The following is a 23,085-nucleotide window of genomic DNA, read 5'->3' as shown; positions in this document are numbered from 1 at the left end:
ATCCATGAACCCCACCTACCACAAGGTGGAAGCCAAAGTTACCGTGGCATCTCTGGCGAACAGTTCCATGGCAGCAGCGCTTCGTAGTCTGCTACCGATGAGGCGTGCGGCAGTCGCTCCAGGACGTGGCGCAGCCACGTATAGGGCTCTTGGCCGTTGACCTTGGCGGTTTCGACCAAGCTGTAGATCTGCGCGCTAGCCGTGGCTCCCTTGGGCGTGTCACTGAACAGCCAAGCTTTGCGCCCGATCACAAACGGCTTTATGGCCCGCTCTGCCAGGTTGTTGTCGATCGGCAGGTGGCCCGCCTCGACATACCGCTCCAGGCGGTTCCAGTTGTTTGCCAGGTAAAGCACCGCCTTGCCCAGTACGCTTTGCGGTGTCACCTGTGAGTGCGTCTTGTCGAGCCAACTTTTCAACTGCTCAAGGATCGGCAGGCTTCGTTCCTGACGACCGATGAATCGCTGTTCATCGCTGGCATCCTTGAGGTCGCGTTCGATGCCATACAGTTTGTTGATCATCGTCAGCGCAACATCGGCGCGACCGCTCTTGCCCTTAGGCTGCACCTTCTGCGCTTCGACGAATTTACGCCGGACATGCGCCATGCACGCCAGTCGTTCAACGCCCGGCTGTAGCGCCAACGCGTTGTAACCGGCGTAATCATCGGTCATCACGTAACCGCGATAGCCCTCCAGCAGGCGCAGCGGCACCTCCTGCGCGCGGCTGGTGGTGTAATCGAACAGCACGACTTGTCGATCAGGCGGGCCACTGGCCTGCACCCACATCCAGGATTGACTGGTCGGATCACGATCCGGCTCTTTGAGCACCTGCACGCGAGTTTCATCGCAATGGATCACCGGGCTTTCCAGCAGGCGGTCACGCATCAGGTTCAGCAGTGGCTGAAAGTGTTCGCTGCACTGGATGACCCAGCGGGCCAGGGTTTGCCGGGGGATCTCGATACCATGTCGGTTCAGCACCGTTTCGAAGCGGTGCAGCGGCAGGCCATCGACGTACTTGGTGGTTAGCAACATCGCCAGCACGCTGGGACTGGCCATGCTCTTTTCAATCAATTGGGCCGGCTTGTCAGCGGTGACCGGCGCGGTTTCGCAGCCACGGCAGCCATAGATTTTGCGTACGTGTTTAAGCACACGGATCTGCATCGGCACGATGTCGAGTTGTTCGCTGGTTTGCTCGCCAACCACGTGTTTGCGGCAACCACAGGCGCAAGTCAGTTCGTGCTCGGGCAAGTCATGAATGACTTCAATGCGTGGCAGGTCAGCCGACAGTGGCTTGCGTTTGCCGCGCTGCTTGCTTGGCGCAACAACTTCTTCGTCGGCATCATCAGCGGTAGGTACCCACTGACTTTCGGGTTCATTGAACAACGCCAGTTGGGGCGTGTTGGACTCGACGGTTTGCTCGGACTTGCGATTGAATAATCGGTCACGCAGCAGCTTGACCTGTTCTTTAAGGTCGACGATCTGACCTTTGTCGACCGTGCGCTCGGCCAACAACTGCGCAAGCAGTAGTTTGAGCGCGGCAGGGTCGTCAGGAAGGTTATCGGGCACTGAAATCATGGCCCGGATTATACCCGGTCAGGCGACGAAACGAGGAGTCAAAACCTGATGCGGACGGTTGCGCCAGAGATCGAAACCGTCGAGTAGCCAATTCAGTTCCTGGACGGTCAGTACGATAGCTTCGTCGGTCGCGTCGGGTGAAGTTTTGAAACGCTCGGCTTCGAGGCGCTTGAGCCAAAGGCAGAAGCCGTTGCGCTCCCAATACAACACCTTGATGCGGTTACGGGCTTTATTGAGGAAGACGAAAAGTACCGGGTCGAACACGGCGACCTTGATGTCCAGTTCGACCAGGGCAGTGAGGCCGTCGATGGACTTTCGAAAGTCCACGGGCTTGGGGTAGAGGTAGACTTTTTCGACTTTGCTGTCGGGGCGCATCATGGCGGGCTGGCTCCAGAAAGAAATCGGGAGCACAGCATCGGGAATCAGGTGGACGGTTGGAATGTGGGGATGATGGATCCCTTACAATCAAATGGCCTATTACGCTCTCAACCGCCCCCAGGATTTGTCGATTTTCCCTTAACCTACGATGCCAGGAGCCCGCTTATGGACGAGAAAGCAGCGATCGCAGCAGACACCATGGAATTGCTGCTAATGAATCAAACAGCCATCAGAGCAGCCCTTGAAGAGCTGTCGCTCTGGGTTAGTCAGCGTGGTTCGATTCATATCCATGACAACGTCATGATGGCCCTGACGGCACTGGACTTGCATGCGGAGGCGATCTCGGTTGGGATCGAGCGCCTAAGGTCCTGAATCTGCTACCCTCTCGACCCAGCCAACAGCTGCAGCGCGACGGCTGCCCGATGATGGATTGGGCAGGCTTTTTCACAAAGCCTTAATCTAAAAGGCCTCTAGGCCAAAACCAATCTGCTCGTACCAAATTTGTACCAACCATCGCTTGCGCTGTGCTGCTTGTCATCGCCTTATATTTTTTATGGCCTCACCCGCTCCTAGCAAATCTGAAGAAAATGCGCCCGACAGCTTGGGGGATGATGCTGATTCAGCGTTGTGCGCGACTCGACAACAAGACGATCCTGTAGCAGAGTACCACTCTCTATCTCCGTTGTTATTAACGAATAGCGAAGCGGGTAAATAAGGAAATTTAATTGAAAGAATTCACCAGTCCCTTCTCTAATATCCCATTAGCTCTATCCTCTGAGCGACATTTCTCCGAAGCTTTGACGAGATGGAATTACTTCCCCAATCAAAAAGATTCGGCAAGCGAACTTCCTCCGTGCTTCACAACAAGACGCTTCACGCCGGAAATTGCCGTCGAACTATCAAAAATGGCTGTCCAGGATCCTCGTAAGCAACACTGGTTCGATCTCGTTGAATATCGCGTAACACGATACAACAATGTATCTCGGACACTGAGCCTATTACATCCGCTTGCCTACGCAAGACTGCATGCGAGACTCATGGAAAACCATGAGGAGATATCAAATTTAACCTCCAGCAATCAAAGCGCGATCAAAATAGAAGAGCATATCGACGGACGCATGATCATCATGAACTATGAGAGTCATGAAGCTCGAACCAGCGCCGCACTTGAAGACACTTTTGGAAAACGATTTCGCGCCCACACCGACATATCAAACTGCTTCGGATCAGTCTACACCCACTCTCTAGAATGGGCTATCCAAGGATATGACGAAGCAAAGAAGAACCTTTTTGCGAAACCCAAACACTGGAGTAGTATTCTTGACACCGCTTTCAGAAACACGAAAAGAAACGAAACCTCTGGACTCCCTATAGGACCAGCAGCATCTAATATTGCCGTAGAAATAATACTATGCAAAATCGACAAGATACTTGAAAAACAAAACTTCATCTTCACACGATACATCGATGACTACACCGCATACTGCGAATCCCATGACGAGGCGCAAGACTTCATTCGAATCTTAGGACATGAACTTGCGAGCTACAGGCTATCTCTCAATTTAAACAAAACGACCATAAAAGAACTACCCGAACCCTTGCAAGACCCATGGACATCTATCCTAAACAATGCGTTACCCAAACGCACAAGTAGCGACGGAGCTCTTTCCCTAAGCACAAGCGAGGCCATCAATTTTCTTGACTTTGCAGTCCGACTAAACAAAGAAACACCAGACGGAAGCGTGCTCAGATATGCTATTAGCACTATTGCTCCTCGAGCAATTGATGAAACCGCGGTTGCCGTCTTCAACTACACCTTAAACCTTGCCTGGCATTTCCCTGCTCTACTTCCATTACTCGAGAAAATTGACGCCAGATCAGATCAATACGATGTAGATGCGACACAGGAGAAACTTAACAAAATCATCACGGCAAACGCTCTACATCGCCGATCAGACGGAATGTGCTGGGCACTTTACTATATCAAACAACTGAGCCGCGAGCCTGGCGAGGAGCAAATCAAGCAAGTTCTCAACTCAAAAGATTGCGCAGCCATAACAATGCTATGCAAATTCAACAACTCTATCGGGCAAGCCAAAGAGCATGCGCTAGGAATTATCAGTAACGCAACCCTTTACGAGCTGGACCAAAACTGGCTATTGCTTTATGAATTATTTCTACACAACCACATCGACAACCCTTACCAAACAGAGAACACATTCGATATTTTAAAAAAATATGATGTGGCATTTTTATACCCTGCCGATAAATCAAGCCATGCCGAGCAATACTGCCACGTGATTTCAAATCCTTTCCAGCAACCGCGCCAACCGGTTAGTTTCGACCAGTGGATGCAAAGATGCTTAGCGCCGCGACCACCGCGGAAACCACTTTCTCTTTTTGGATAAGCATTACAAATGCATGGCTGCCCTGACATATTTTAATTAATAGCCCCCTGCAGTGTGAACAAGAAAAAGCGCTCAGCTACAATTCCGGGTACTGGGCGCTTTTTCGACGCAGGCCTCCGCTCGTAGGTTTTGACTGGCGAATTGGTTATTTATTTTGAGTTCCCCCTCGGAGGGAGCGCCACTCCGTGCACTGATCCTTCCTCGCCGAGAAATAGGGATTTGAACCCGCCCGCTCTGCGCAGGAGGCCGCTTTAGGCCCGAAAATACGGCCACCAACCTTGGTCATGAAGGCTCATTGCGGCCTCATCCGGCCCGGGTTCTGCCCTAAATTTGCCCTAAAACAAGCCTCCCTTTCCCAACCCATTAGCGCGCCTTATACTGTTCATTCATACAGCAAAAGGTGACTGTCATGACTTCTCACACTTCTACCCGGCAACCCCTTCGCCTCAATCTCGACGAGTACCAGATCGAAGTAGTCGAGTGGATCGTGGATCATCAGCCATTGAGTTTTGCTGCCATCCATTGCGGCCCAGCTCGCGCGCTGTTGGATTGGAGCATTGAGGATCTGAGCTCAGTGTCCGGCGTTTCTCCTCAGGCAATCCAACGGCTTGAGTCAGGGGGAAACCTCAATTCAATCAGCATGCAGGCAGTGGCATTTGCATTTGAGGTAGAGGGGCTATTGTTCTTCCCTGGCCATCCTCCACTCAGAGGCGAGAACTGTCGCGGATCGACGAAAAACCCTCGCAGTCGCTCCGACTACCACCTACTGGAATAGCTAGATATGCGCTCGCAATACAGTCTCTCTGCCGGAGAACTGGTCCCCCTACGTGATGGACTTCGCCAGCCTCGGCGGCCTGTCATTTTCCTCAATTTCAAAGGGTGATGCTTCAGCTCCCCCGAAGCTTCACCAGTATGCTTAAACTCGAGAAATCCGCGGCTCATTTGTTGTCTCAGGAGGGATGGCTGCCAGAAGACTTCACGTGCTAGCCTGATGGCTTCTAGCCACCAGCACAAGGATCGCCACCACATGGCATATGTGAATCCATCTACCCAGACGGTTAAAACCTGCTTCCAAAGCCATTATTCCCTGCCATATTTTCAACGAGAATACAAATGGGAAAGCCGTCACTTCACTGAACTTCTAAACGATATTCAGAGCACATTCCTGTTAGATTTCGACCCTACTCACGGCCGCCAAGAAGTAGGGAACTATTTACCATATTTCCTCGGTTCGATAATTACTTCAAAAGAAGCAAATGGCAAAAAGCCCCTAATTGACGGCCAGCAACGACTAACATCTACATTTCTACTTTTAGCTTATCTAGAGCGATATCGCATAGACAACGATGTTAAATCGGTGGCCGACATAGGGGTTTTACTGGGCAACGTCAATTACGGCACAAAAGACTACTCTATAGAGTTCTCTGAAAGCAGAAGACAAATATTTGACCTATATCTTGATGAAACGATAACAACAAGCGAAGCACTGGTTAAAGCAGAGGACATCCAAAAGCTTGATGACGGCGACAAAAAAATCATCGAAGCGCTCAGATCAACGGACGCCGTGCTAGATGATAAAGTCCAAGAAAATATTGCGTACTTTATCGACTATGTAAGAGAGCGCGTTCAATTAATTGATATCTCTGTCGAAAGTGAATCAGAGGCGCATCGAGTCTTCGTCACGATGAATGATCGCGGACTTCGGCTTGGCCCTATTGACTTACTGAAGGGGCTAATCCTTTCCAAAATCAGAGACACTAACGACAGTCATGCATGCCACAAAGCTTGGGTTGAGTCGATTCGAAAACTGAAAGACATTGATGCAGAAGAAGACTCTTCATTTTTCAAAAACTTCTTCCGCGCAAAGTGGGCCAACACTATTCGCGGCAAAAACAAGGGAGATGTAGCCGGAGACTTCGACATAATTGGCGATGAGTACCATCGCTGGTTTGAAGATAACACCAACCGAATAGGCTTACTCAACGCAGACGACTATACAAAATTCGCCAAAGAGTTCATCACAAAATTTATTGAGATACACGTCTTCATCCGAAAATGCGAAGATAGTTTCACACCGGAATTTGAGTGCTTATTCTATAACGCAAGCCGCCGCTTCAGCTCACAACCCATGATAATGTTGGCGGCTATCAATCCAGATGACACAACGGACGTCTGGCAAACAAAAATCAGCTTGATCTCAAAATACATAGACCTGATCTTAACCTCAAGAACAATTGAAGGAAAAACAAACAACTACGACAACCTGAAAGACATCGCCTTTACCCTAACAAAGGAAGTTAGAGACAAAAAACTTCCTGAATTATTAACTTACATTCAAGGTGAGTGGCAAAAATACCAAAACAGCATTGACAGACTTGATCAATTTACATACACCAAAAGCGATCGCTCCGATATGCTTTACATCCTTGCACGCATTGCAAGCCATTTAGAAGACGAGCTCACACTCACCAACAAAGTTGGCTTCCAAACATACTGGCAGCGCGATCGCGGTATGAAGACCTTCGATATTGAGCACCTATTAAAAGATGCTTATGACGTGACCTCACTTCCTGGAGACCATGGCTTCACTGATGCGAAGGACTACTCAGAATATCGCAATCGAATTGGTGCCCTCGCATTACTTCCGCGCTCCCGCAATCGATCCCTACAAGACAATTCTTACAAGAACAAATTGCACGCATATCATGCAGAAAATATCCTCACGCAGTCACTCTGTGAAGATTACTACAAGCACAACCCTGTACTGACTAAGTACTTGGCAGCAAAACCAAAAATCACCCTTTCAGGCATACCTGACTTCTCTAAAGACCATATCACCAAGCGAGCTGATGCGTACAAGGCAGTCGCATTCGAAATCTGGGAAAAGCCGTAACGATTTGCGTGACCCTAAATGATACTGTAATGCGGTCATGCCCAGACTGTGCGGCAACAGGGTAAGCAATAAGTCGCCCAAACCCAACAGCATCATGGCTTGGGCGGCTTTTAAATTTTGCCGGCTATATGTGCACGAACATAGGTTGGGATTGAGTCGCGAATCCAGACACCCCATAAAAATTGGAGGACGCAAAAAATGCAACTCATAGACGAAACTATAAATTTACTTTCCGACACAAACGTCCCACTCGCCGGAGCTTTTATCAAAGCCCAGATCATCGCTCACAAGTTAAAAGATCCAGAGTTTGCTAAGTGGGTGAAGAACGAGATCCAGGGATACGACAACATCGAGGAAGTCCCCAGCTACAGAACCACGCAAATAGTCCCATACGGAAATATCGAAAATTCTGCGCGACGCTACAGCAATATGAAACTCCCGACTTACGGAGTTCCAGAGCAATTTCGCGAAAAATTCCTCACTAGGAGGTTTGATCAAAGCATAGCCGTAATCGAGGGCTTTGTTAAAAACAAAACTGAACTTCAGGCAAACATTGACCAGCGGCTGTATGGCTTTCTAACCGCTGACTTCGACTCATCGTACACCATTGTCAACGCCTGGGGTATTTTTAACGCGGGCGTGTTCGATCAGATCGTAAACGAAGCAAGATCTAGACTCTTAGACTTTCTTTTAACCCTCTCAGATAACATACCCGAAAACTCCGCTCAAGACATCACCTCCCCAATACCAAAAATCGAAGGGCTTAACGCCATGTTCAAGGGTGCAGTATTTGGTGACGGCGCTCAAATAAGCCTTGCCATTGGCAAGCAAAACAGCTCCACCATCGGCAGCAACTCAATAATAAAGAATGACATAACTTCACTCCTGACTGAACTTCGAAAGCACAATGTTACAGATAGCGACTTAAATGAGCTTGAACAAGCCATCAAAACAGACGACTCCGAACATAATCGCGAGGGCTTTGGTAAAAAAGTACGCACTTGGTTAGGCAGCATGATCGCCAAAGCAGGCACACCTGCATGGGAGATCCCCTCCCAAGTAGCGGCCTCAGTGTTGACCACAGCGCTTACACAATACTACGGAGGTTGAGCAACGGTGAACGGGTGCTCGAATGGCGAACGGTTCTATATGGTCCAAACGCAAGAAGAGCTGTTAAAACAACCCTTCCAAAAATGAAGGCTCCCAGTTCATGATCACCAGCTCCCCCGTCACTTCGGCCTTGCCTTGCCGCTGGTTTGTATTGCTGTAACGGATATCCAGGCGCTCGAAGTGGAAGCCGTCGAAGGCGCGCCGGATGTCCGGGTGATCGTTAATACTGACCATCACCCTGCCCTTGCAGCACCGCATGAAGTCGGCCATGCGCTTGTACTCTTCGAACGGGAAGTCCACGCCATAGCCTGCAGTTTGCCAGTAAGGTGGGTCCATGTAGAAGAAAGTATGCGCTCGATCGTATCGCTCGGCACAGTCGAGCCAGGACAGGTTTTCGACGTAGGTACCGGCTAGACGCTGCCAGGCGGCGGACAGGTTCTCTTCAATGCGCAGCAGATTGATGGCCGGCCCCGTGGTGGCGGTACCGAACGTCTGCCCGGTGACCTTGCCGCCGAACGCATGCTGCTGCAGGTAGAAGAACCGCGCCGCACGCTGGATGTCGGTCAAGGTTTCAGGGCGCGTCATCTTCTGCCACTCAAAGATCTGCCGAGAGCTGAGCGCCCATTTGAACTGGCGCACGAACTCCTCCAGGTGGTTCTGTACAACGCGGTAGAGGGTGACCAGGTCACCGTTGAGATCGTTCAGCACCTCCACGGGGGCGGGCTGGGGACGCATGAAGAACAACGCGGCACCGCCGGCGAAGACTTCAACGTAGCACTCATGAGGGGGAAAGAGGGGGATCAAGCGGTCGGCCAGACGGCGTTTGCCACCCATCCAAGGAATAATTGGAGAGGTCATAGGTATGCAAGTCTTTACTGTATGGATGAACAGGTGTTAGGCTCGCCGCGCTTTGTGCACAAGGCAGAGGCTGCGGCTGGACTTGCAGGAAGGGTCTGCGGGTTCGGCGGGCCGGGCTGGATGTTGACGCATCTACCCGGCTCGCCTCTTTTCATTTGGTGACTTCGCGGACGTAGGCCTGGCAGGCCTGCAGTGCGATCAGTCCTCGGTCACCGTCGTCGGTGATGCCGACAATTCGTTGAGCATGCGCTGGGTCAAGTCCGGCGCGAACGGCTCCATGAACCACGCCTCCGGTGCCGGAGGCTTCTCGCACCCCACCGTCACAACCCGGGGCGGCAAAGACTCCGGCGTCGACAAGGACTGACAACCGCAAGTCAGCAGTAGCCAGCCTGTCACGCAGGCGATCTTGAATCTGTTGTGCATCGTTCATCTCCTTCCAGTGTTTTTTGCCCTGCTCCTGCAGGCGTTCCTCCAGGTCTTTTCGCTGAGTTTTCTGTTCTGCCAACTGCTCAAAGGCTGCAGCTGCAGCCTCCTCACGTTCACGACCATGAACCCGATCTCTGTCCGCCAACTGCTGGACATAACCTGCGGCCTGCTCAGCCAGCTGCTTTCCGTACTCGCTGGCCTGCCAGACCCAGGCCCCACGCCCGCCGGCATAGAGTCCGACCGCAGCTGCCAGAAGCGCGATACGCCAATTCAGCGGCATTACTGCAGCACCTCAAGCGCACGCTTATAGAGCGCCTGGCGATCTTTCAACCCATTCAGGCCACCATTGATACGGCGGGTGCGCAATTCGCGACTGATCACCAACGACTCAGGCCTACGCATGAGCTGGGAGATGCTGAGAAACCGATTCAGCGAAGCACGAGACAAGGCTGCACGCAAGCTCACCGCAGATGGAAATACCGACCTGGCTGCGAAGGTCAGGCAATTCCAGTTCCGTGACATTAGGCCGAAGGCAGCGTCGGAAATCGAGGACATCGGGCACGCCAGCAGGCTGCTGGGGCACTCCAAGGAAGAGATTACAAAGCGCGTTTACCGCCGCGTTGGCGAGGTCGTCAGCCCCACAAAATAGGGCAGGTTGCGGAACACATGCCAAAAGTTGCGGAACACTTCGTCTTTTTCTCGCACAAAGAAAAACCCCGCAGACGTTAATCTGCGGGGCTTTCGAATGGTGGAGGCCGAGGTCGGAATCGAACCGGCGTAGACGGATTTGCAATCCGGAGCATAACCACTTTGCTACTCGGCCTCAAAGGTCGGATCTAGCTGCTTGCGCTTTGCTATCTCCTTGAAACGCTGAACCTTTTTCAAAGTTTGCTGCGTTTCGATGGGCGCCATTATGTCTTCATTCTTTTAACCTTGCAACCCCCTGAACGAAAAAAAATTTCAACGGGTTCAAGGTGTTAGCGCAGGCGGCTGAGTTTACTCCACAAGCCTACCACCGCGTTCTCCACAGTACCGCTGGCGGCCATGCCAATACGCTCCTGCAGGCTCTTGCGTTCGGCATAGTGCAGGTGGAACAGGTTGGCGTTGCGCGCGCGCTCGCTCAGGTACTCGTCACTGGTCTGCAACTCGTCAACCAGCTTGCGATTCAAGGCGGCCACGCCCAGCCAGACTTCGCCAGTGGCCACTTCATCGATGTGCAACTGCGGACGATAGCGGGAGACGAAATCCTTGAACAACTGGTGAGTGATGTCCAAGTCTTCCTGGAACTTCTCCCGGCCCTTCTCGGTGTTTTCGCCAAAGACGGTCAGGGTGCGCTTGTACTCGCCAGCAGTCAGCACTTCGAAGTCGATGTCGTGCTTTTTCAGCAGGCGGTTGACGTTGGGCAACTGCGCCACCACGCCAATAGACCCCAGTACGGCGAATGGGGCACTGACGATCTTCTCGCCGATGCAGGCCATCATGTACCCACCGCTGGCAGCCACCTTGTCGATGCACACGGTCAACGGGATGCCCGCCTGGCGGATACGCGCCAGTTGCGACGCAGCCAAGCCGTAACTGTGCACCAGGCCACCGCCGCTTTCCAGGCGCAGTACCACTTCGTCACGCGCGGTAGCGAGCGTCAGCAGTGCGGTGATTTCGTTGCGCAGGCTTTCGGTGGCCGAGGCTTTGATGTCGCCATCAAAGTCCAGTACGAATACCCGGCTCTTGTCCTCGGCCTTGCCCTTCTTCTGCTGTTTTTCCGCCTTGGCCTGCTGCTTGCGCAGGGCCTTGAGCTGGGCCTTGTCGAGCAGGCCGGACTCCAGGCGCTCACGCAGGTCCTTGTAAAAATCGTTCAGTCGGGTGACCTGTAATTGCCCGCCCGATTTGCGCCGACCTTTGCCACGCAGACCAGCGATGGCCGACAGCACCACCAGGATGGCGATGACCAGGGTGGCGGTTTTGGCGAGAAAGCTTGCGTATTCGGCAAGAAACTCCACGTTGACTCCTTAAATGCCTGCGCCACTACGGCGCGTCACTGTTGCAAGCATACCGTTGCGTCTGTGGTGCTGCCAGCCGGTGTAAACGCTGGCAACATCTTTCAAACAACCTTTTCAAACGCTTGTATGTTTTTTCGTTGACAGCCCGTGAGCCGCATCCTAACCTCGCAGCAACCTCCAACAGGCCGGAACCTTTCGTGGGCAATCTCTACCTGATTCGACATGGCCAAGCCTCCTTCGGTGCCGATGACTACGACGTACTCTCGCCCGTGGGCGTGCGCCAGAGCCAGGCCCTGGGTGAACACCTGGCCCAGTTGGGCGTGCGGCTGGACCGCTGCGTGGCTGGCGACCTGCGCCGCCAGCAGGATACCGCACGGCTGGCGCTGCAGGCGCTGCACGCCAACGGCTGCCCGGTGCCGGCGGTTGAGACCGACGCCGCATTCAATGAGTTCGATGCCGACGGGGTGATCCGCGCCCTGTTGCCCGACCTGCTGCCGGAAGAGCCCGATGCCCTGCATGTGCTGCGCAATGCTGCGCAGCATCGCAGCGAGTTTCAGCGCCTGTTCGCGTTGATGGTGCAGCGCTGGCACGATGGCGAGCATGCCGATAATGGCCTGGAAACCTGGCATTCGTTTACGTCACGCGTACAAGGGGGCTTGCAACGCGTGCTGGACAGCGCCGGCAGCGGCGATCATGTTGCTATCTTCACCTCGGGTGGCACCATTGCCGCCCTGCTCCACCTGGTTACCGGTATTACCCCCAGCCAGGCGTTCGCGCTGAACTGGCAGATCATCAACACGTCGCTCAGCCAGCTGAAGTTTCGCGGCCGCGACGTGGCACTGGCCTCCTTCAACAGCCAGGCCCATGTGCAGCTGTTGAGGGCGCCGGAGCTTGTCACCTACCGATAAGCCCGGCTTGTTGTGTCCCTGCGGGGACGTGTAAATCACTCTATAAGGAATGCGCCATGACCTCCGTAGCTGATGCCGTCAAAAAGATGCAAGAGAAATTCAACCCATCCGCTGCCGCCGGCCTGGACCTGGTGTTCGGCTTCAACATCACCGACGAAGACAAGCACTACGCGCTGATCGTCAAGGACGGCACCTGCGACCTGCAGGAAGGCGAAAACCCGGATGCCAACTGCACCCTGGTGATGGACGCCGAAACCCTGAAGGGTATCGTAAGCGGCGAAACCGACGGCATGCAGGCCTTCATGGGTGGCAAGCTGCGGGTTGAAGGCGACATGATGCTGTCGATGAAACTCAGCGAGCTGTTCCCGTCCTGAGGGCTGGGAATACCGGATGATCGAAAAACCGAAGCCTGACGGCTTCGGTTTTTTTTGCCCTGCATTCGGTGCAGTGATCCACCAGCAACACCCTCACCTATTTGGCACATGGGACGATTGTTCCAACCCTGGCGGACCATTAGATTACCCAATAGTACTTGCTATCGAGAATAAGGAAGACGCATGACGCTCACCGACCAGTCCACCCAGGTACGCCCCGGCGAAGAACTCGACGCGGCCGTCATCGACCCTTACTTCAAAGCCAATATCCCCGGCCTGCACGGCCTGCCGAGCATCAGCCAGTTTCCTGGCGGCGCCTCCAACCTCACCTACCTGGTCAGCTACCCGGGCCGCGACTTCGTGCTGCGTCGACCACCCTTCGGTCAAAAGGCCAAATCGGCCCACGACATGGGTCGCGAGTACCGCATCCTCAACCAACTGAACAGCGGCTTCCCCTACTGCCCCAAGGCCTACGCACACTGCACCGACACCGGCCTGATCGGCGGCGAGTTCTATGTGATGGAACGGGTCAAGGGCATCATCCTGCGCTCGGACATCCCAGCCGAACTGAACCTGGACGCCAGCCGGACCGAAGCCCTGTGCAAAAGCTTCATCGACCGCCTGGTCGAGCTGCACCAGGTGGACTACACCGCCTGCGGCCTGGCCGACCTGGGCAAGCCGGAGGGCTACGTGCAGCGCCAGATCGAGGGCTGGACCAGCCGTTATGAAAAAGCCCTGACACCGGATGCGCCACGCTGGGAAACGGTAACCGCCTGGCTGCACGAAAAAATGCCGGCCGACCACCCGCGCCCAGGCATCGTGCACAACGACTACCGGTTCGACAACGTCATCCTGGACGCGGACAACCCCATGCGCATCATCGGTGTGCTGGACTGGGAAATGGCCACCCTGGGCGACCCACTCATGGACCTGGGCAACTGCCTAGCCTACTGGATCGAAGCCGGCGACCCGACGCCAGTGCAGTTGATGCGCCGCCAGCCGAGCAACGCGCCGGGCATGCTCAGCCGTCGCCAGTTCGTCGATTACTACGCCGAGCGCGCCGGCATCCGCCTGGACAACTTCGATTACTACTATTGCTATGGCCTGTTCCGCCTGGCAGGCATCGTTCAGCAGATCTACTACCGCTACTACCATGGCCAGACCCAGGACAAGCGTTTCGCCCAGTTCATTCACATGAACCGCTTGCTGGAACAAATGACCTTGCAGGTCATTTCCAAGTCCAGCCTCTGAGCACAGCCCACGACGACGGATAACAAGGAAAACAGCATGTCCAAGACCCACCTGTTCGACCTCGACGGCAAGATTGCCTTTGTTTCCGGCGCCAGCCGTGGCATCGGCGAGGCCATCGCCCACTTGCTCGCGCAGCAAGGGGCCCATGTGATCGTTTCCAGCCGCAAGCTTGACGGGTGCCAGCAGGTGGCCGACGCCATCATTGCCGCCGGCGGCAAGGCCACGGCTGTGGCCTGCCACATTGGTGAGCTGGAACAGATTCAGCAGGTGTTCGCCGGCATTCGCGAACAGTTCGGGCGACTGGACGTGCTGGTCAACAATGCAGCCACCAACCCGCAATTCTGCAATGTGCTGGACACCGACCCAGGGGCGTTCCAGAAGACCGTGGACGTGAACATCCGTGGTTACTTCTTCATGTCGGTGGAGGCTGGCAAGCTGATGCGCGAGAACGGCGGCGGCAGCATCATCAACGTGGCGTCGATCAACGGTGTTTCACCCGGGCTGTTCCAAGGCATCTACTCGGTGACCAAGGCGGCGGTCATCAACATGACCAAGGTGTTCGCCAAAGAGTGTGCACCCTTCGGTATTCGCTGCAACGCGCTACTGCCGGGGCTGACCGATACCAAGTTCGCTTCGGCATTGGTGAAGAACGAAGAGATCCTCAACGCCGCCTTGCAGCAGATCCCCCTCAAACGCGTGGCCGACCCCAAGGAAATGGCGGGTGCGGTGCTGTACCTGGCCAGCGATGCCTCCAGCTACACCACCGGCACCACGCTCAATGTCGACGGTGGCTTCCTGTCCTGATCAGGCTTTGACGGCGACCAAGGTGTAACTCAGGGGCAGGCGTGCAGGCTGCTCGCGCAGGCGATATTCGCCGTCTTCGCCCTTGACCATCTGCCCTGGCAGCGCCTCCCAGGGGATGCTCTGGTGCTCGACCAGCGCTGTCAGCTGCAGGCCGTGAGCCAGCAAGGCGGTGATCACTTCACCCAGGCCGTGGTTCCACTCGTGGGTTTCGGTGTGGGTCAGGCGTTGATCGGTTTCGACGTAGGTCTGGTCGGTGTGCCACACCGTCGGCGCTTCGTGCTCGAAATACGGATATTCGAGCTGCAGGCGGTCCTGATGATCTTCGTTGACAGCCATCAGCATCGGATGCCCGTCGCGCAGGAACAGTCGCCCGCCCGGTTTCAGCAGTGCCGCGACGGTGCGTGCCCATGGCTCGATGCGGGGCAGCCAGCAGAGCGCGCCAATACCGGTGTAGACCAGGTCGAACGTACCCGCCGGCAGTACCTTGTCGGCGGCATAGACGTCAGACTCGACATACTGGATGGGCAGCGCACATCGCTCGGCCAATGCCCGTGCTTCGGCCAGCGAAGCCTTGGAATAATCCAGGCCGCAAACCTTGGCGCCAAGGCGCGCCAGCGACAGGGTGTCGGTGCCGATGTGGCACTGCAAGTGGACCGTATCAAGCCCGTCGATGTCACCGAGCAATGGCAGGTCGAAGCGTACGGTTTCGGACAAGTGCCCGTGTTGCTGGACCAGGCGTTCGACCTCGTAGTCCTTCGAAGCGGCGTGCAATGGGGCACGCTCATCCCAGCTTATACGGTTGAGTTGCAGTGAACGGTCCATGGTGTCGTCCTTGCGTGGAAGCACCTTATGCTAGCCGCCACCGCGCGCGCTGCGACACAACTGCCTTGAAAAAAACTGTAAAGCCCGCGCGCCTCTGCTGTGGCAACAACTGCCTTGCTCAGTACCCTGAATGCACGGGCCCTTACAGGAGCGGCGATAGCGCCAGCCGTTACAGGCAGGTTGCAGCAGCCGCTCGGCGCTGCAGAGCCACGCCGTCGTTCTGCTTCGCGTAGTAATCCACACGCGTCCCGCCCGACTGCGGGTAAACGTCCACGAACGCTTCGGCCTCACGGGTAAACACGGTGAATCCGCCCTGCTTGCGCGGCTCCAGGTAGCCGCTGGCGTCATCACCGAAAACCTTCTCTTCCTGCCAGCTGAACTGGATGCACTGGGCAACCAGCTCTGGCGCCTTGTGCGAGTCGAGCTGCGCAGTCGGCTTGCCGCCACGCGCCGTTTCCATGGTCGCAGAAGCACAACCGGCCAGCATCAGCACCGCAGCCAACGGCAGAATCGCACGCATGTTCCATCCTCGGGGTCGCAAAAAAGAAGGCGACTCTAGCACTGGCAGGCATCCCGAGTGAATTGCCGCGCACTTGCCGCTGTCGCAGATAAAACATGCCATCACGAGGAACCCATCATGAAACTGCACTATCTGCTACTCGCCGCCCTGCCTTGCCTGCCCCTGAGCGTCAGCGCCGCCCCCTCGAGCGAAGAAAGCATCACAGCCCCCGAAACCCACAACCGTGAACTGAACGTCGGCGACAAGGCCCCGGACCAGTACAAACGCGATGACCAGGCCATCCAGGACTGGAAAGCCAAAGGCCTGCCCGAACCGGAAAAGGAAAGCCATTGGGTGCGCATGGGCAAGCATTATGTGCTGGTGCAGATCACCAATGGCGTGGTGCTGGCGATTCAACCAGCATCCTGATTCGACACGCCCCGGCCAAGGCGACCCATTGCACAGCACTTCGCCGCCGGCCAAGCATGGCCAGAACGTGTTGATACGCTTGGAACGATCAATGCCGGTCAGCGCCACAGCCCGTTCTTTCAGACGGACGCCTTGGCGCTGATCACTTGAAGCATAATTTTTTTGCCCGCCCGGGAAACCAAATCGATCGGTCCCAGTCTTAAAAGGTGCCCCGTAAACCTATGCGGATCAAGGACCTATATCGTGCTCACGCGTCTTGCAAGCCTTTCTCTGGTTGCTGTTGTCCTGCTGACCGCAGGTTGCCATAGCCATCGCTACCATGATGACGACGGCTGGCGTGACCGCGACCGTGACCATCGCCACCACCACCGCCATGACCGCGACGACGATGACGATCGGCAATACCGCGGTGACCGCTACTACCGCTGAAGCGTCCTTTCAGCCCTGACCTGCCGCCCGTTGCGCGGCGACTTATCCTGATGATTCCTTTGAGGTTCGTATCATGCGTCTGACTCTGCCTTCCCTTGCCCTCGGCCTGCTGCTATGCCAGGGCGCTTTCGCCGGTGACGGTACTGCCGCCATTGGCGGTGGCCTGGGGGGTGTCCTGGGCAACGTTGTTGGTCAACAGCTCGGCGGCAAGACCGGCGCAGCCATCGGTGCCGGCGTTGGCGGCGCAGCCGGCAGCGCTGTCGGTGCGCGCAAAGGCAACCGTACCGAAGCCGCCATCGGCGGTGGCCTGGGCTCGGCCGGCGGCTCGCTGCTGGGCGGCGCAGTAGGCGGCAAGACCGGTTCGACCGTGGGTGCCGGCCTGGGCGGCGCGGCCGGTGGTGCCCTCGGCAACCATCTGGGCGACAACAACCGCGGCAGCAAGAAGCACCACCGCCACCGTCACTGACCCCGTGACCGGAGGGCCGCATAGCGGCCCTTTTTGTTGCAGCACATCAACACCCCCTTCACTACAAGCTGGCACACTGACTGCTACTGTCTATCGTGCCCCCGTGTGAAGGAACACCCCCTCCCCATGAACCATGAGTTGCTCTGGGTCCTCGGCCTGCTGGCCATCGTGATCATCCTGTTCGTCATCAACCGCCCACGCATGGACGTGGTCGCGCTGCTGGTGATTCTCGCCCTGCCACTACTCGGCATCCTTACCGTGGAACAGGCCCTGGCCGGGTTCAGCGACCCCAACGTGGTGCTGATCGCCGCGCTGTTCGTGATTGGCGAAGGCCTGGTGCGCACCGGCATTGCCTATCGCATCGGCGAATGGATGAGCGAGCGGGCCGGCAATAGCGAAGCACGCCTGCTGGTACTGCTGATGGTGGCGGTGGCCGGGCTGGGATCGATAATGAGCTCCACCGGCGTGGTGGCCATTTTCATCCCGGTGGTGCTGAGCATCGCTGCGCGCCTGCAGCTGTCACCCAGCCGCCTGATGATGCCACTGGCTTTTGCCGGCCTCATCAGTGGCATGCTCAGCCTGGTCGCTACACCGCCCAACGTGGTGGTGCACAGCGAGCTGGTCCGCCATGGCGAAGCGGGGTTCAGCTTCTTCAGCTTTACCCCGTTCGGCCTGGTGGTGCTGGTACTGGGCATTGGCTACATGCTGCTGACCCGGCACTGGCTCAACGGTGAAGTGCGTAAGGACGGCCGGGTGGAAAGCCGCCGCACCTTGCTGGACCTGGTACTGGACTACAAGCTCAACGGCCGTGAACGACGCCTGCGCATCCGCCCTCAGTCGCCGCTGATCGGCCACAACCTTGGCGAACTGCAACTGCGCACCAGACACGGCGCCAACGTGATCGGTATCGAGCGCCAGCACAAGTTCACAACGCGCGTGATCGCGGCCGACTCGGGCACCGTGTTGCATCAGGGCGACGTGCTGCTGCTCGATCTGTTCGCCAAGCATGACGACCTGCGCAGCCTATGCCAAACCATGCACCTGGAGCCGCTGCACTTCAAGGCCGCGTACTTCATCGACCAGTCCCAGGATTTGGGAATGGCTGAGGTCTCGCTGCCGCCCGGCTCGCAGTTGATCGGCAAGAGTATTCTCGAACTGGCGTTTCGCACCCGCTATGGCCTCAACGTGGTCGGCCTGCGCCGCGATCAGGCCGCTATCGAAGAGCAACTGGTGGAAGAAAAGCTGCGCCTTGGCGACACGCTGCTGGTAGTCGGCCCGTGGAAGGCAGTACGCCAATTGCAAAGCAAGCCCAAAGATTTCCTGGTCCTGAGCTTGCCCGCCGAGATCGACCTGGTCGCACCAGCCCGCACTCGCGCGCCGCAAGCGTTGCTTAGCCTGGCGGTAATGGTCGGGCTAATGGTCAGCGGCGCCGTACCCAATGTCATTGCAGCGTTGATCGGCTGCTTGCTGATGGGCGCAGGCCGTTGCATCGACATGAACAGTGCCTACCGCGCCATCCACTGGCAAAGCCTGGTGCTGATCGTGGGCATGCTGCCCTTCGCCCAGGCGCTGCAGAAAACCGGCGGCATCGACCTGGCGGTGGGTGGGCTGGTGAACGTGCTGGGTGGTGCCGGCCCCAGCGCCATTCTTGCCTGCCTGTTCGCCGTCACCGCAGTGATCGGGCTGTTCATTTCCAACACCGCCACCGCGGTTCTGATGGCGCCGGTGGCTGTCAGCACTGCGGCGCAGCTGGGCATGTCGCCCTACCCGTTCGCCATGACCGTCGCACTGGCCGCGTCAGCGGCATTCATGACGCCGGTGTCATCACCGGTCAACACGCTGGTGCTTGGGCCCGGGCAATACCGCTTCGCTGACTTCGTCAAGATTGGCGTGCCGTTCACCGTGCTGGTGATGCTGGTTACCGTCGTGATGGTGCCGTGGTTCTTCGGGCTGTGAGGAAAGTGGCCAGAAATAGAGGCAATTTGACATTATCGCAACCAATCGCGGCAGATTGACATCAACCACCCTGAGCCAACACACTGCAGGTAATTGCCCCAGGTGCTCTATCGCGTTGTCCTGGATTTCGTTTCCGCTTGCCGGTCGAGTTCATGGTTTTTCCAGCCCAATCGCGCGTGTTGCCTTATGTCGTTGTAGTTGGCGTAACCTTCGCCCTTACCTTGGGCGGTATCCTGGCACGCCCGATCGAATCGCTGTCGCTGTTCTGGCCAGTCAATGCCGTACTGGCCGGCGTACTGCTGCGCTACCCCCGTCAAGCCACGTTTACGGGCTTTAGCCTGGTGTGGCTGGCCATGGTCGGGGCCGACCTGCTGTGTGGCAGCGCCTGGGTACCGGCTCTGTGGTTAAACCTGTGCAATCTTGGCGTGGTGGTCACCCTCTGGCAGCTGCTGTCGCGCTTGCCACGCATGCACCGGCGCATGCGCAGCCCGCACGGCGTACTCAGCGTGTTCGCCGCCTGCGCCGCCGCTGCCATGGTGGCCGCGAGCATGGCAGCGGTAATGGCCGCACCCTGGTTCGAACAGTCGTTGCGCGCCACCTGGCTAGCCTGGTTCAGCGAACAGTTCTCGACCGGCGTGCTGGTGCTGCCGGTGCTGCTTACAGCGCCCTCGGTGCGGGCCTTGGTGCGCGGCGGCGCGCAGCCCATCCGCCTGGCGCCGTTGCTGGTACTGCTGGCCTCGCTGGCATTCAGCATCGCATTCGGTGGCCCTGGGGCCATTGCCTTCCCGATTGCCGCGTTACTGTGGTGTGCCTGGACCTATTCACCGTTTCTGGTTTCATTGCTGACGCTCACGGCCGGCAGTACGCTGATCGTGGCTGTGGCGCAAAACCTCATGCACTTCAGCGTGCCGCAGAGCGAGCCTGGGGTTACCACGCTGATGTCGGCGCGCCTGGGCATCGCCATGCTGGTGCTCGGGCCGCTGGTGGTGGCCTGCGTCAGCCAGGCCAACCGTAGCCTCATGGCCCGCCTGGCGCACCAGGCCACCGTCGACCACCTCACCGGTGTGCTCACCCGCAGCGCCTTCACACGCCGCGCCAACGCGCTGCTGGAGAGCCGTCAACAGCACGCCCAGGCGCTGCCGCTGACCCTGATGATGCTGGACATCGACCACTTCAAGTCGATCAACGATGCCCACGGCCATGCCGTCGGTGACCAGGTGCTGCGCCAATTCGCCAGCACCCTCCAGGACCAGCTGCACAACGATGAGCTGATCGCACGCCTGGGTGGCGAAGAATTCGTTGTCATCCTGCCCGGACTTGCGCCAGAGCGGGCCAACTTCACCGCCGAACGCCTGCGCCGCGCCATACAGGACCTGCACGTGACACAGGCCGACCAGCGCCTGCAGATTACCGTGAGTATCGGTGTGGCAGGCTGCGACGCAGACATGCCGGCCCCCAGCCTCGACGAACTGCTGGCCAGTGCCGACCAGGCGCTGTACCGGGCCAAGGCCCGGGGCCGCAACCGCGTCGAACAGGCCGAAGCACAGCGCCTGGTGATCTGAACTAGCCGGCCAGCAGGTCCCACGACAGCTTGGCGATCAGCACACACAACAGCACCAGGAACAGCCCGCGGACAAACCCGGCACCCTTGCGTACCGCCAGCCAGGTACCGGTCAGCGCGCCGAGAATGTTGCACACTGCCATGGGCAAGGCTATGGCGTACAGCACGTTGCCCGTCGGCACGAAGAACACCAGCGCCGCCAGGTTGGTGGCAATGTTCACCACCTTGGCCGAAGCCGAGGCGTGCAGGAAGTCCAGGGCAAAGAAGCGGATGAACAGGAAGATCAGGAAGCTACCGGTGCCCGGGCCGAACAGGCCATCGTAGAAGCCGATAGCACCGCCGATCAGCACTGCCAGGCACTGCTCCTTGCGGCCGACCTGGGCAGGTGTGTGCAAGGTGCCGAAGTCCTTCTTGCAGAAGGTGTAGACAGCCATCAGCACGATCAGCACCAGCACCGCCGGACGCATCACGCTGGGGGGTACCAGTGACACCGTGGCGGCCCCCGCGAACGACATGACAAAGGCACTGAGTGCCGCCGGTACGATCAACCCCCAATCCAGCGTCACTTTACGGATGAACGAGCGGGCCGCGAAGGCCGTGCCGCACACGGACGCCAGTTTGTTGCTGCCGAGCAAGGCGGCCGGTTGCGCGGAGGGCAACACGTTGAACAAGGCCGGGATCTGGATCAGCCCGCCGCCACCCACCGCGGCGTCGATCAACCCAGCGGCGAAGGCGAACACAGAAAGCACAGCAATATCCATCATGATGCGGTTCCAGGCAGTGAAGACGCCTGCAAGGCTAATCAAAGTGGCACACTTGTGTTGAAATGCCATATTGCGATAACTGCAACGAGGAGCAGGCCATGGCACTGGACATGCTGCGGGAAATTCAGGCGTTCGTCAGCGTGGCGCACAAGCGCAGCTTCGTTGCTGCCGCCCGCGCCCTGGGGCGTTCACCCAGCGCAGTTACGCGCGCGGTACAAACCCTGGAAGACAATGCGGGAAGCAAACTGCTCAACCGCAACGCCAACGCCGTCACCCTGACCGAGGCCGGCGAGCGCTTGCTGCCGCATGCCGAACGCTTGCTGGATGTGCAACGCGATGCAGCCGACGAATTGGCCGCGCTCAGCGGCAACGCCCAAGGCTGGATTCGCTTTGCCGCGCCGCAACTGCTGGGAGAGCATGTGCTACCGCAAGTGCTTGCCGAGTTTTCCCGCCGCCACCCTCAGGTGACCCTGGACGTGCAGTACAGCGACGAAGCCCTTGACCCGCTGCAAGGTAAATTCGACTTCGTGGTGCGCGGCGCCTTCCCGCAATCGAGCGAGCTGATCGGCTACCCGCTTTGGCCCTACCGGCGCCACCTGTATGCCAGCCCGGCATATCTGGCCCTGGCTGGCACACCGCAACATCCGGAAGACCTGGATGGACACACCTTGATCCTGCATACCGCGCCACGCATCCTCAAGGCCTGGCACTTTTGCCACAATGACCAGATCACCAGCCTTCGCCCCAGGCCCAGGCTCCGCCTGGGCTCAGGAGGCGCGGTGTACCACAGCACCCTGGCCGGCGCCGGCATCGCTCGCCTTGCCGCCTGGGTCGGCGAAGCACAGGTCAAGGCCGGCCGCCTGGTGCGGGTGTGCCCGCAGTACCGCTTGACGTCCAGTAGCGGCCAGGACCCACAGATGCATGCTGTATACCCTGCCGGCGAGTTGCCGACGCGAGTGCGTGACTTGCTGGCCGCCCTGCGCCGAGCCGGCCCGCTGCACTGAAACAAGCCATGAAACGACTGTTCAAATTCTGCTCAATTTAACAGAGCCCGCCGCGGGTCTGGCTTGCAGCACTTTATCCACAGACCTACCCACGTTTTTTGTGGACAGATTTCCCAGCGTAAAGAACGACTTATCGCACAAGCAGAAAGGCGAATTGGCCAACCTGACCCACTCGAT

General features: G+C 57.3%; 24 protein-coding genes, 1 tRNA gene and 1 pseudogene. 16 read left to right on the top strand and 10 right to left on the bottom strand.

What is annotated here, in order from left to right:
* Positions 1 to 38: 38 nt before the first annotated feature.
* Together LU682_RS10910 and tnpB are read right to left on the bottom strand one after the other, a co-directional pair.
* A complete protein-coding gene (locus LU682_RS10910; protein ID WP_010951895.1) occupies positions 39 to 1,571 on the bottom strand; it encodes an IS66-like element ISPpu15 family transposase in 1,533 nt (510 codons plus the stop codon).
* An 18-nt stretch (positions 1,572 to 1,589) separates the two neighbouring features.
* Positions 1,590 to 1,949 (bottom strand): IS66 family insertion sequence element accessory protein TnpB, encoded by a 360-nt coding sequence (gene tnpB, locus LU682_RS10905; protein WP_009687920.1) that lies wholly within the window; start codon positions 1,947 to 1,949, stop codon positions 1,590 to 1,592.
* Positions 1,950 to 2,114: 165 nt separating this feature from the next.
* Between tnpB and LU682_RS10900 the strand changes: the two genes are divergently transcribed.
* The 5 genes from LU682_RS10900 (at position 2,115) to LU682_RS10880 (ending at position 8,360) form a co-directional block, all read left to right on the top strand.
* Positions 2,115 to 2,321 carry a hypothetical protein gene (locus LU682_RS10900; RefSeq protein WP_060489731.1) on the top strand — a complete coding sequence of 69 codons (207 nt, stop codon included), beginning with the start codon at positions 2,115 to 2,117 and terminating at the stop codon, positions 2,319 to 2,321.
* A gap of 353 nt (positions 2,322 to 2,674) precedes the next feature.
* Positions 2,675 to 4,357 carry an antiviral reverse transcriptase Drt4 gene (gene drt4, locus LU682_RS10895; RefSeq protein ID WP_060489729.1) on the top strand — a complete coding sequence of 561 codons (1,683 nt, stop codon included), beginning with the start codon at positions 2,675 to 2,677 and terminating at the stop codon, positions 4,355 to 4,357.
* A 409-nt stretch (positions 4,358 to 4,766) separates the two neighbouring features.
* Positions 4,767 to 5,132 (top strand): helix-turn-helix domain-containing protein, encoded by a 366-nt coding sequence (locus LU682_RS10890; protein WP_139139553.1) that lies wholly within the window; start codon positions 4,767 to 4,769, stop codon positions 5,130 to 5,132.
* A gap of 252 nt (positions 5,133 to 5,384) precedes the next feature.
* Positions 5,385 to 7,250: a DUF262 domain-containing protein gene (locus LU682_RS10885; protein WP_232857544.1), complete on the top strand. Its 1,866-nt coding sequence runs from the start codon at positions 5,385 to 5,387 to the stop codon at positions 7,248 to 7,250.
* Positions 7,251 to 7,448: 198 nt separating this feature from the next.
* Entirely contained in the window at positions 7,449 to 8,360 is a 912-nt protein-coding gene (locus LU682_RS10880; RefSeq protein ID WP_060489727.1) for an AbiTii domain-containing protein, read from the top strand.
* 63 nt (positions 8,361 to 8,423) lie between these two features.
* On the opposite strand, the gene LU682_RS10875 is transcribed toward LU682_RS10880, so the two are convergent.
* The 3 genes and pseudogenes from LU682_RS10875 to LU682_RS10865 form a co-directional block, all read right to left on the bottom strand.
* A complete protein-coding gene (locus tag LU682_RS10875) occupies positions 8,424 to 9,218 on the bottom strand; it encodes a DNA adenine methylase (RefSeq protein WP_060495177.1) in 795 nt (264 codons plus the stop codon).
* Positions 9,219 to 9,369: 151 nt separating this feature from the next.
* Complete coding sequence (locus tag LU682_RS10870; RefSeq protein ID WP_060489722.1) at positions 9,370 to 9,924, bottom strand: lysis system i-spanin subunit Rz; 555 nt, start codon at positions 9,922 to 9,924, stop codon at positions 9,370 to 9,372.
* Positions 9,924 to 10,004: pseudogene (locus tag LU682_RS10865) on the bottom strand (glycoside hydrolase family 19 protein); the annotation flags it as partial. The pseudogene LU682_RS10865 and the gene LU682_RS10870, both read right to left, overlap by 1 nt.
* Positions 10,005 to 10,044: 40 nt before the next feature.
* Between LU682_RS10865 and LU682_RS10860 the strand changes: the two are divergent.
* Positions 10,045 to 10,293 carry a site-specific integrase gene (locus LU682_RS10860; RefSeq protein WP_060489720.1) on the top strand — a complete coding sequence of 83 codons (249 nt, stop codon included), beginning with the start codon at positions 10,045 to 10,047 and terminating at the stop codon, positions 10,291 to 10,293.
* A 100-nt stretch (positions 10,294 to 10,393) separates the two neighbouring features.
* Here LU682_RS10860 and LU682_RS10855 read toward each other — a convergent pair.
* Together LU682_RS10855 and sohB are read right to left on the bottom strand one after the other, a co-directional pair.
* Positions 10,394 to 10,467: transfer RNA gene (locus LU682_RS10855), tRNA-Cys, on the bottom strand.
* A gap of 154 nt (positions 10,468 to 10,621) precedes the next feature.
* A complete protein-coding gene (sohB, locus tag LU682_RS10850; protein ID WP_004577258.1) occupies positions 10,622 to 11,641 on the bottom strand; it encodes a protease SohB in 1,020 nt (339 codons plus the stop codon).
* A 197-nt stretch (positions 11,642 to 11,838) separates the two neighbouring features.
* Here sohB and LU682_RS10845 point away from each other — a divergent pair, with 197 nt between their 5' ends.
* The 4 genes from LU682_RS10845 to LU682_RS10830 all read left to right on the top strand — a co-directional run bounded on the left by LU682_RS10845 (position 11,839) and on the right by LU682_RS10830 (position 14,978).
* Positions 11,839 to 12,549 (top strand): histidine phosphatase family protein, encoded by a 711-nt coding sequence (locus LU682_RS10845; RefSeq protein WP_010954748.1) that lies wholly within the window; start codon positions 11,839 to 11,841, stop codon positions 12,547 to 12,549.
* 56 nt (positions 12,550 to 12,605) lie between these two features.
* Positions 12,606 to 12,923 (top strand): SCP2 sterol-binding domain-containing protein, encoded by a 318-nt coding sequence (locus LU682_RS10840; RefSeq protein WP_003251077.1) that lies wholly within the window; start codon positions 12,606 to 12,608, stop codon positions 12,921 to 12,923.
* 183 nt (positions 12,924 to 13,106) lie between these two features.
* Positions 13,107 to 14,174 (top strand): phosphotransferase family protein, encoded by a 1,068-nt coding sequence (locus LU682_RS10835; RefSeq protein ID WP_010954749.1) that lies wholly within the window; start codon positions 13,107 to 13,109, stop codon positions 14,172 to 14,174.
* A 36-nt stretch (positions 14,175 to 14,210) separates the two neighbouring features.
* Entirely contained in the window at positions 14,211 to 14,978 is a 768-nt protein-coding gene (locus tag LU682_RS10830; RefSeq protein ID WP_232885749.1) for an SDR family oxidoreductase, read from the top strand.
* Here the strand turns inward: LU682_RS10830 and LU682_RS10825 are convergent, their stop codons facing one another.
* Both LU682_RS10825 and LU682_RS10820 read right to left on the bottom strand, forming a co-directional pair.
* Complete coding sequence (locus tag LU682_RS10825) at positions 14,979 to 15,800, bottom strand: class I SAM-dependent methyltransferase (RefSeq protein WP_003251085.1); 822 nt, start codon at positions 15,798 to 15,800, stop codon at positions 14,979 to 14,981.
* 169 nt (positions 15,801 to 15,969) lie between these two features.
* On the bottom strand, positions 15,970 to 16,320 hold the full coding sequence (locus tag LU682_RS10820) for a hypothetical protein (RefSeq protein WP_012051882.1): 351 nt from the start codon (positions 16,318 to 16,320) through the stop codon (positions 15,970 to 15,972).
* Positions 16,321 to 16,437: 117 nt separating this feature from the next.
* Here LU682_RS10820 and LU682_RS10815 point away from each other — a divergent pair, with 117 nt between their 5' ends.
* From LU682_RS10815 to LU682_RS10795, 5 genes are all read left to right on the top strand, one after another.
* Positions 16,438 to 16,728, top strand: a complete 291-nt coding sequence (locus tag LU682_RS10815) for an RcnB family protein (RefSeq protein WP_010954750.1) — start codon at positions 16,438 to 16,440, stop codon at positions 16,726 to 16,728.
* 243 nt (positions 16,729 to 16,971) lie between these two features.
* Positions 16,972 to 17,157 (top strand): hypothetical protein, encoded by a 186-nt coding sequence (locus LU682_RS10810; RefSeq protein WP_004577263.1) that lies wholly within the window; start codon positions 16,972 to 16,974, stop codon positions 17,155 to 17,157.
* Positions 17,158 to 17,230: 73 nt separating this feature from the next.
* The gene (locus tag LU682_RS10805; RefSeq protein WP_010954752.1) at positions 17,231 to 17,623 is read left to right on the top strand and encodes a glycine zipper domain-containing protein; all 393 of its coding nucleotides are present in this window, start codon (positions 17,231 to 17,233) and stop codon (positions 17,621 to 17,623) included.
* Between the two features lie 126 nt (positions 17,624 to 17,749).
* Complete coding sequence (locus tag LU682_RS10800; protein WP_010954753.1) at positions 17,750 to 19,579, top strand: SLC13 family permease; 1,830 nt, start codon at positions 17,750 to 17,752, stop codon at positions 19,577 to 19,579.
* 137 nt (positions 19,580 to 19,716) lie between these two features.
* Positions 19,717 to 21,141 (top strand): GGDEF domain-containing protein, encoded by a 1,425-nt coding sequence (locus LU682_RS10795; protein ID WP_049587745.1) that lies wholly within the window; start codon positions 19,717 to 19,719, stop codon positions 21,139 to 21,141.
* 1 nt (position 21,142) lies between these two features.
* Here the strand turns inward: LU682_RS10795 and LU682_RS10790 are convergent, their stop codons facing one another.
* Complete coding sequence (locus tag LU682_RS10790) at positions 21,143 to 21,904, bottom strand: sulfite exporter TauE/SafE family protein (protein ID WP_010954755.1); 762 nt, start codon at positions 21,902 to 21,904, stop codon at positions 21,143 to 21,145.
* Positions 21,905 to 22,002: 98 nt separating this feature from the next.
* Between LU682_RS10790 and LU682_RS10785 the strand changes: the two genes are divergently transcribed.
* Complete coding sequence (locus LU682_RS10785) at positions 22,003 to 22,908, top strand: LysR family transcriptional regulator (protein ID WP_049587744.1); 906 nt, start codon at positions 22,003 to 22,005, stop codon at positions 22,906 to 22,908.
* The last annotated feature ends 177 nt before the right edge of the window (positions 22,909 to 23,085 follow it).

The organism is Pseudomonas alloputida (genome assembly GCF_021283545.2).
In the GTDB taxonomy this organism is placed as follows: domain Bacteria; phylum Pseudomonadota; class Gammaproteobacteria; order Pseudomonadales; family Pseudomonadaceae; genus Aquipseudomonas; species Aquipseudomonas alloputida.
The sequence above is the reverse complement of the archived record's forward strand: the minus strand, read 5'-3'. Positions and strand labels throughout refer to the sequence as shown.

What these genes read in the sequence shown, in the direction of transcription:
- LU682_RS10870 (WP_060489722.1), bottom strand. Translation starts at nt 9,924, where the DNA reads ATGCCGCTGAATTGGCGTATCGCGCTTCTGGCAGCTGCGGTCGGACTC.
- LU682_RS10900 (WP_060489731.1), top strand. Translation starts at nt 2,115, where the DNA reads ATGGACGAGAAAGCAGCGATCGCAGCAGACACCATGGAATTGCTGCTA.
- LU682_RS10835 (WP_010954749.1), top strand. Translation starts at nt 13,107, where the DNA reads ATGACGCTCACCGACCAGTCCACCCAGGTACGCCCCGGCGAAGAACTC.
- LU682_RS10885 (WP_232857544.1), top strand. Translation starts at nt 5,385, where the DNA reads ATGGCATATGTGAATCCATCTACCCAGACGGTTAAAACCTGCTTCCAA.
- LU682_RS10840 (WP_003251077.1), top strand. Translation starts at nt 12,606, where the DNA reads ATGACCTCCGTAGCTGATGCCGTCAAAAAGATGCAAGAGAAATTCAAC.
- LU682_RS10805 (WP_010954752.1), top strand. Translation starts at nt 17,231, where the DNA reads ATGCGTCTGACTCTGCCTTCCCTTGCCCTCGGCCTGCTGCTATGCCAG.
- LU682_RS10830 (WP_232885749.1), top strand. Translation starts at nt 14,211, where the DNA reads ATGTCCAAGACCCACCTGTTCGACCTCGACGGCAAGATTGCCTTTGTT.
- LU682_RS10825 (WP_003251085.1), bottom strand. Translation starts at nt 15,800, where the DNA reads ATGGACCGTTCACTGCAACTCAACCGTATAAGCTGGGATGAGCGTGCC.
- LU682_RS10910 (WP_010951895.1), bottom strand. Translation starts at nt 1,571, where the DNA reads ATGATTTCAGTGCCCGATAACCTTCCTGACGACCCTGCCGCGCTCAAA.
- LU682_RS10890 (WP_139139553.1), top strand. Translation starts at nt 4,767, where the DNA reads ATGACTTCTCACACTTCTACCCGGCAACCCCTTCGCCTCAATCTCGAC.
- tnpB (WP_009687920.1), bottom strand. Translation starts at nt 1,949, where the DNA reads ATGATGCGCCCCGACAGCAAAGTCGAAAAAGTCTACCTCTACCCCAAG.
- LU682_RS10815 (WP_010954750.1), top strand. Translation starts at nt 16,438, where the DNA reads ATGAAACTGCACTATCTGCTACTCGCCGCCCTGCCTTGCCTGCCCCTG.
- LU682_RS10785 (WP_049587744.1), top strand. Translation starts at nt 22,003, where the DNA reads ATGGCACTGGACATGCTGCGGGAAATTCAGGCGTTCGTCAGCGTGGCG.
- LU682_RS10880 (WP_060489727.1), top strand. Translation starts at nt 7,449, where the DNA reads ATGCAACTCATAGACGAAACTATAAATTTACTTTCCGACACAAACGTC.
- LU682_RS10860 (WP_060489720.1), top strand. Translation starts at nt 10,045, where the DNA reads ATGAGCTGGGAGATGCTGAGAAACCGATTCAGCGAAGCACGAGACAAG.
- LU682_RS10820 (WP_012051882.1), bottom strand. Translation starts at nt 16,320, where the DNA reads ATGCGTGCGATTCTGCCGTTGGCTGCGGTGCTGATGCTGGCCGGTTGT.
- LU682_RS10800 (WP_010954753.1), top strand. Translation starts at nt 17,750, where the DNA reads ATGAACCATGAGTTGCTCTGGGTCCTCGGCCTGCTGGCCATCGTGATC.
- LU682_RS10790 (WP_010954755.1), bottom strand. Translation starts at nt 21,904, where the DNA reads ATGATGGATATTGCTGTGCTTTCTGTGTTCGCCTTCGCCGCTGGGTTG.
- LU682_RS10875 (WP_060495177.1), bottom strand. Translation starts at nt 9,218, where the DNA reads ATGACCTCTCCAATTATTCCTTGGATGGGTGGCAAACGCCGTCTGGCC.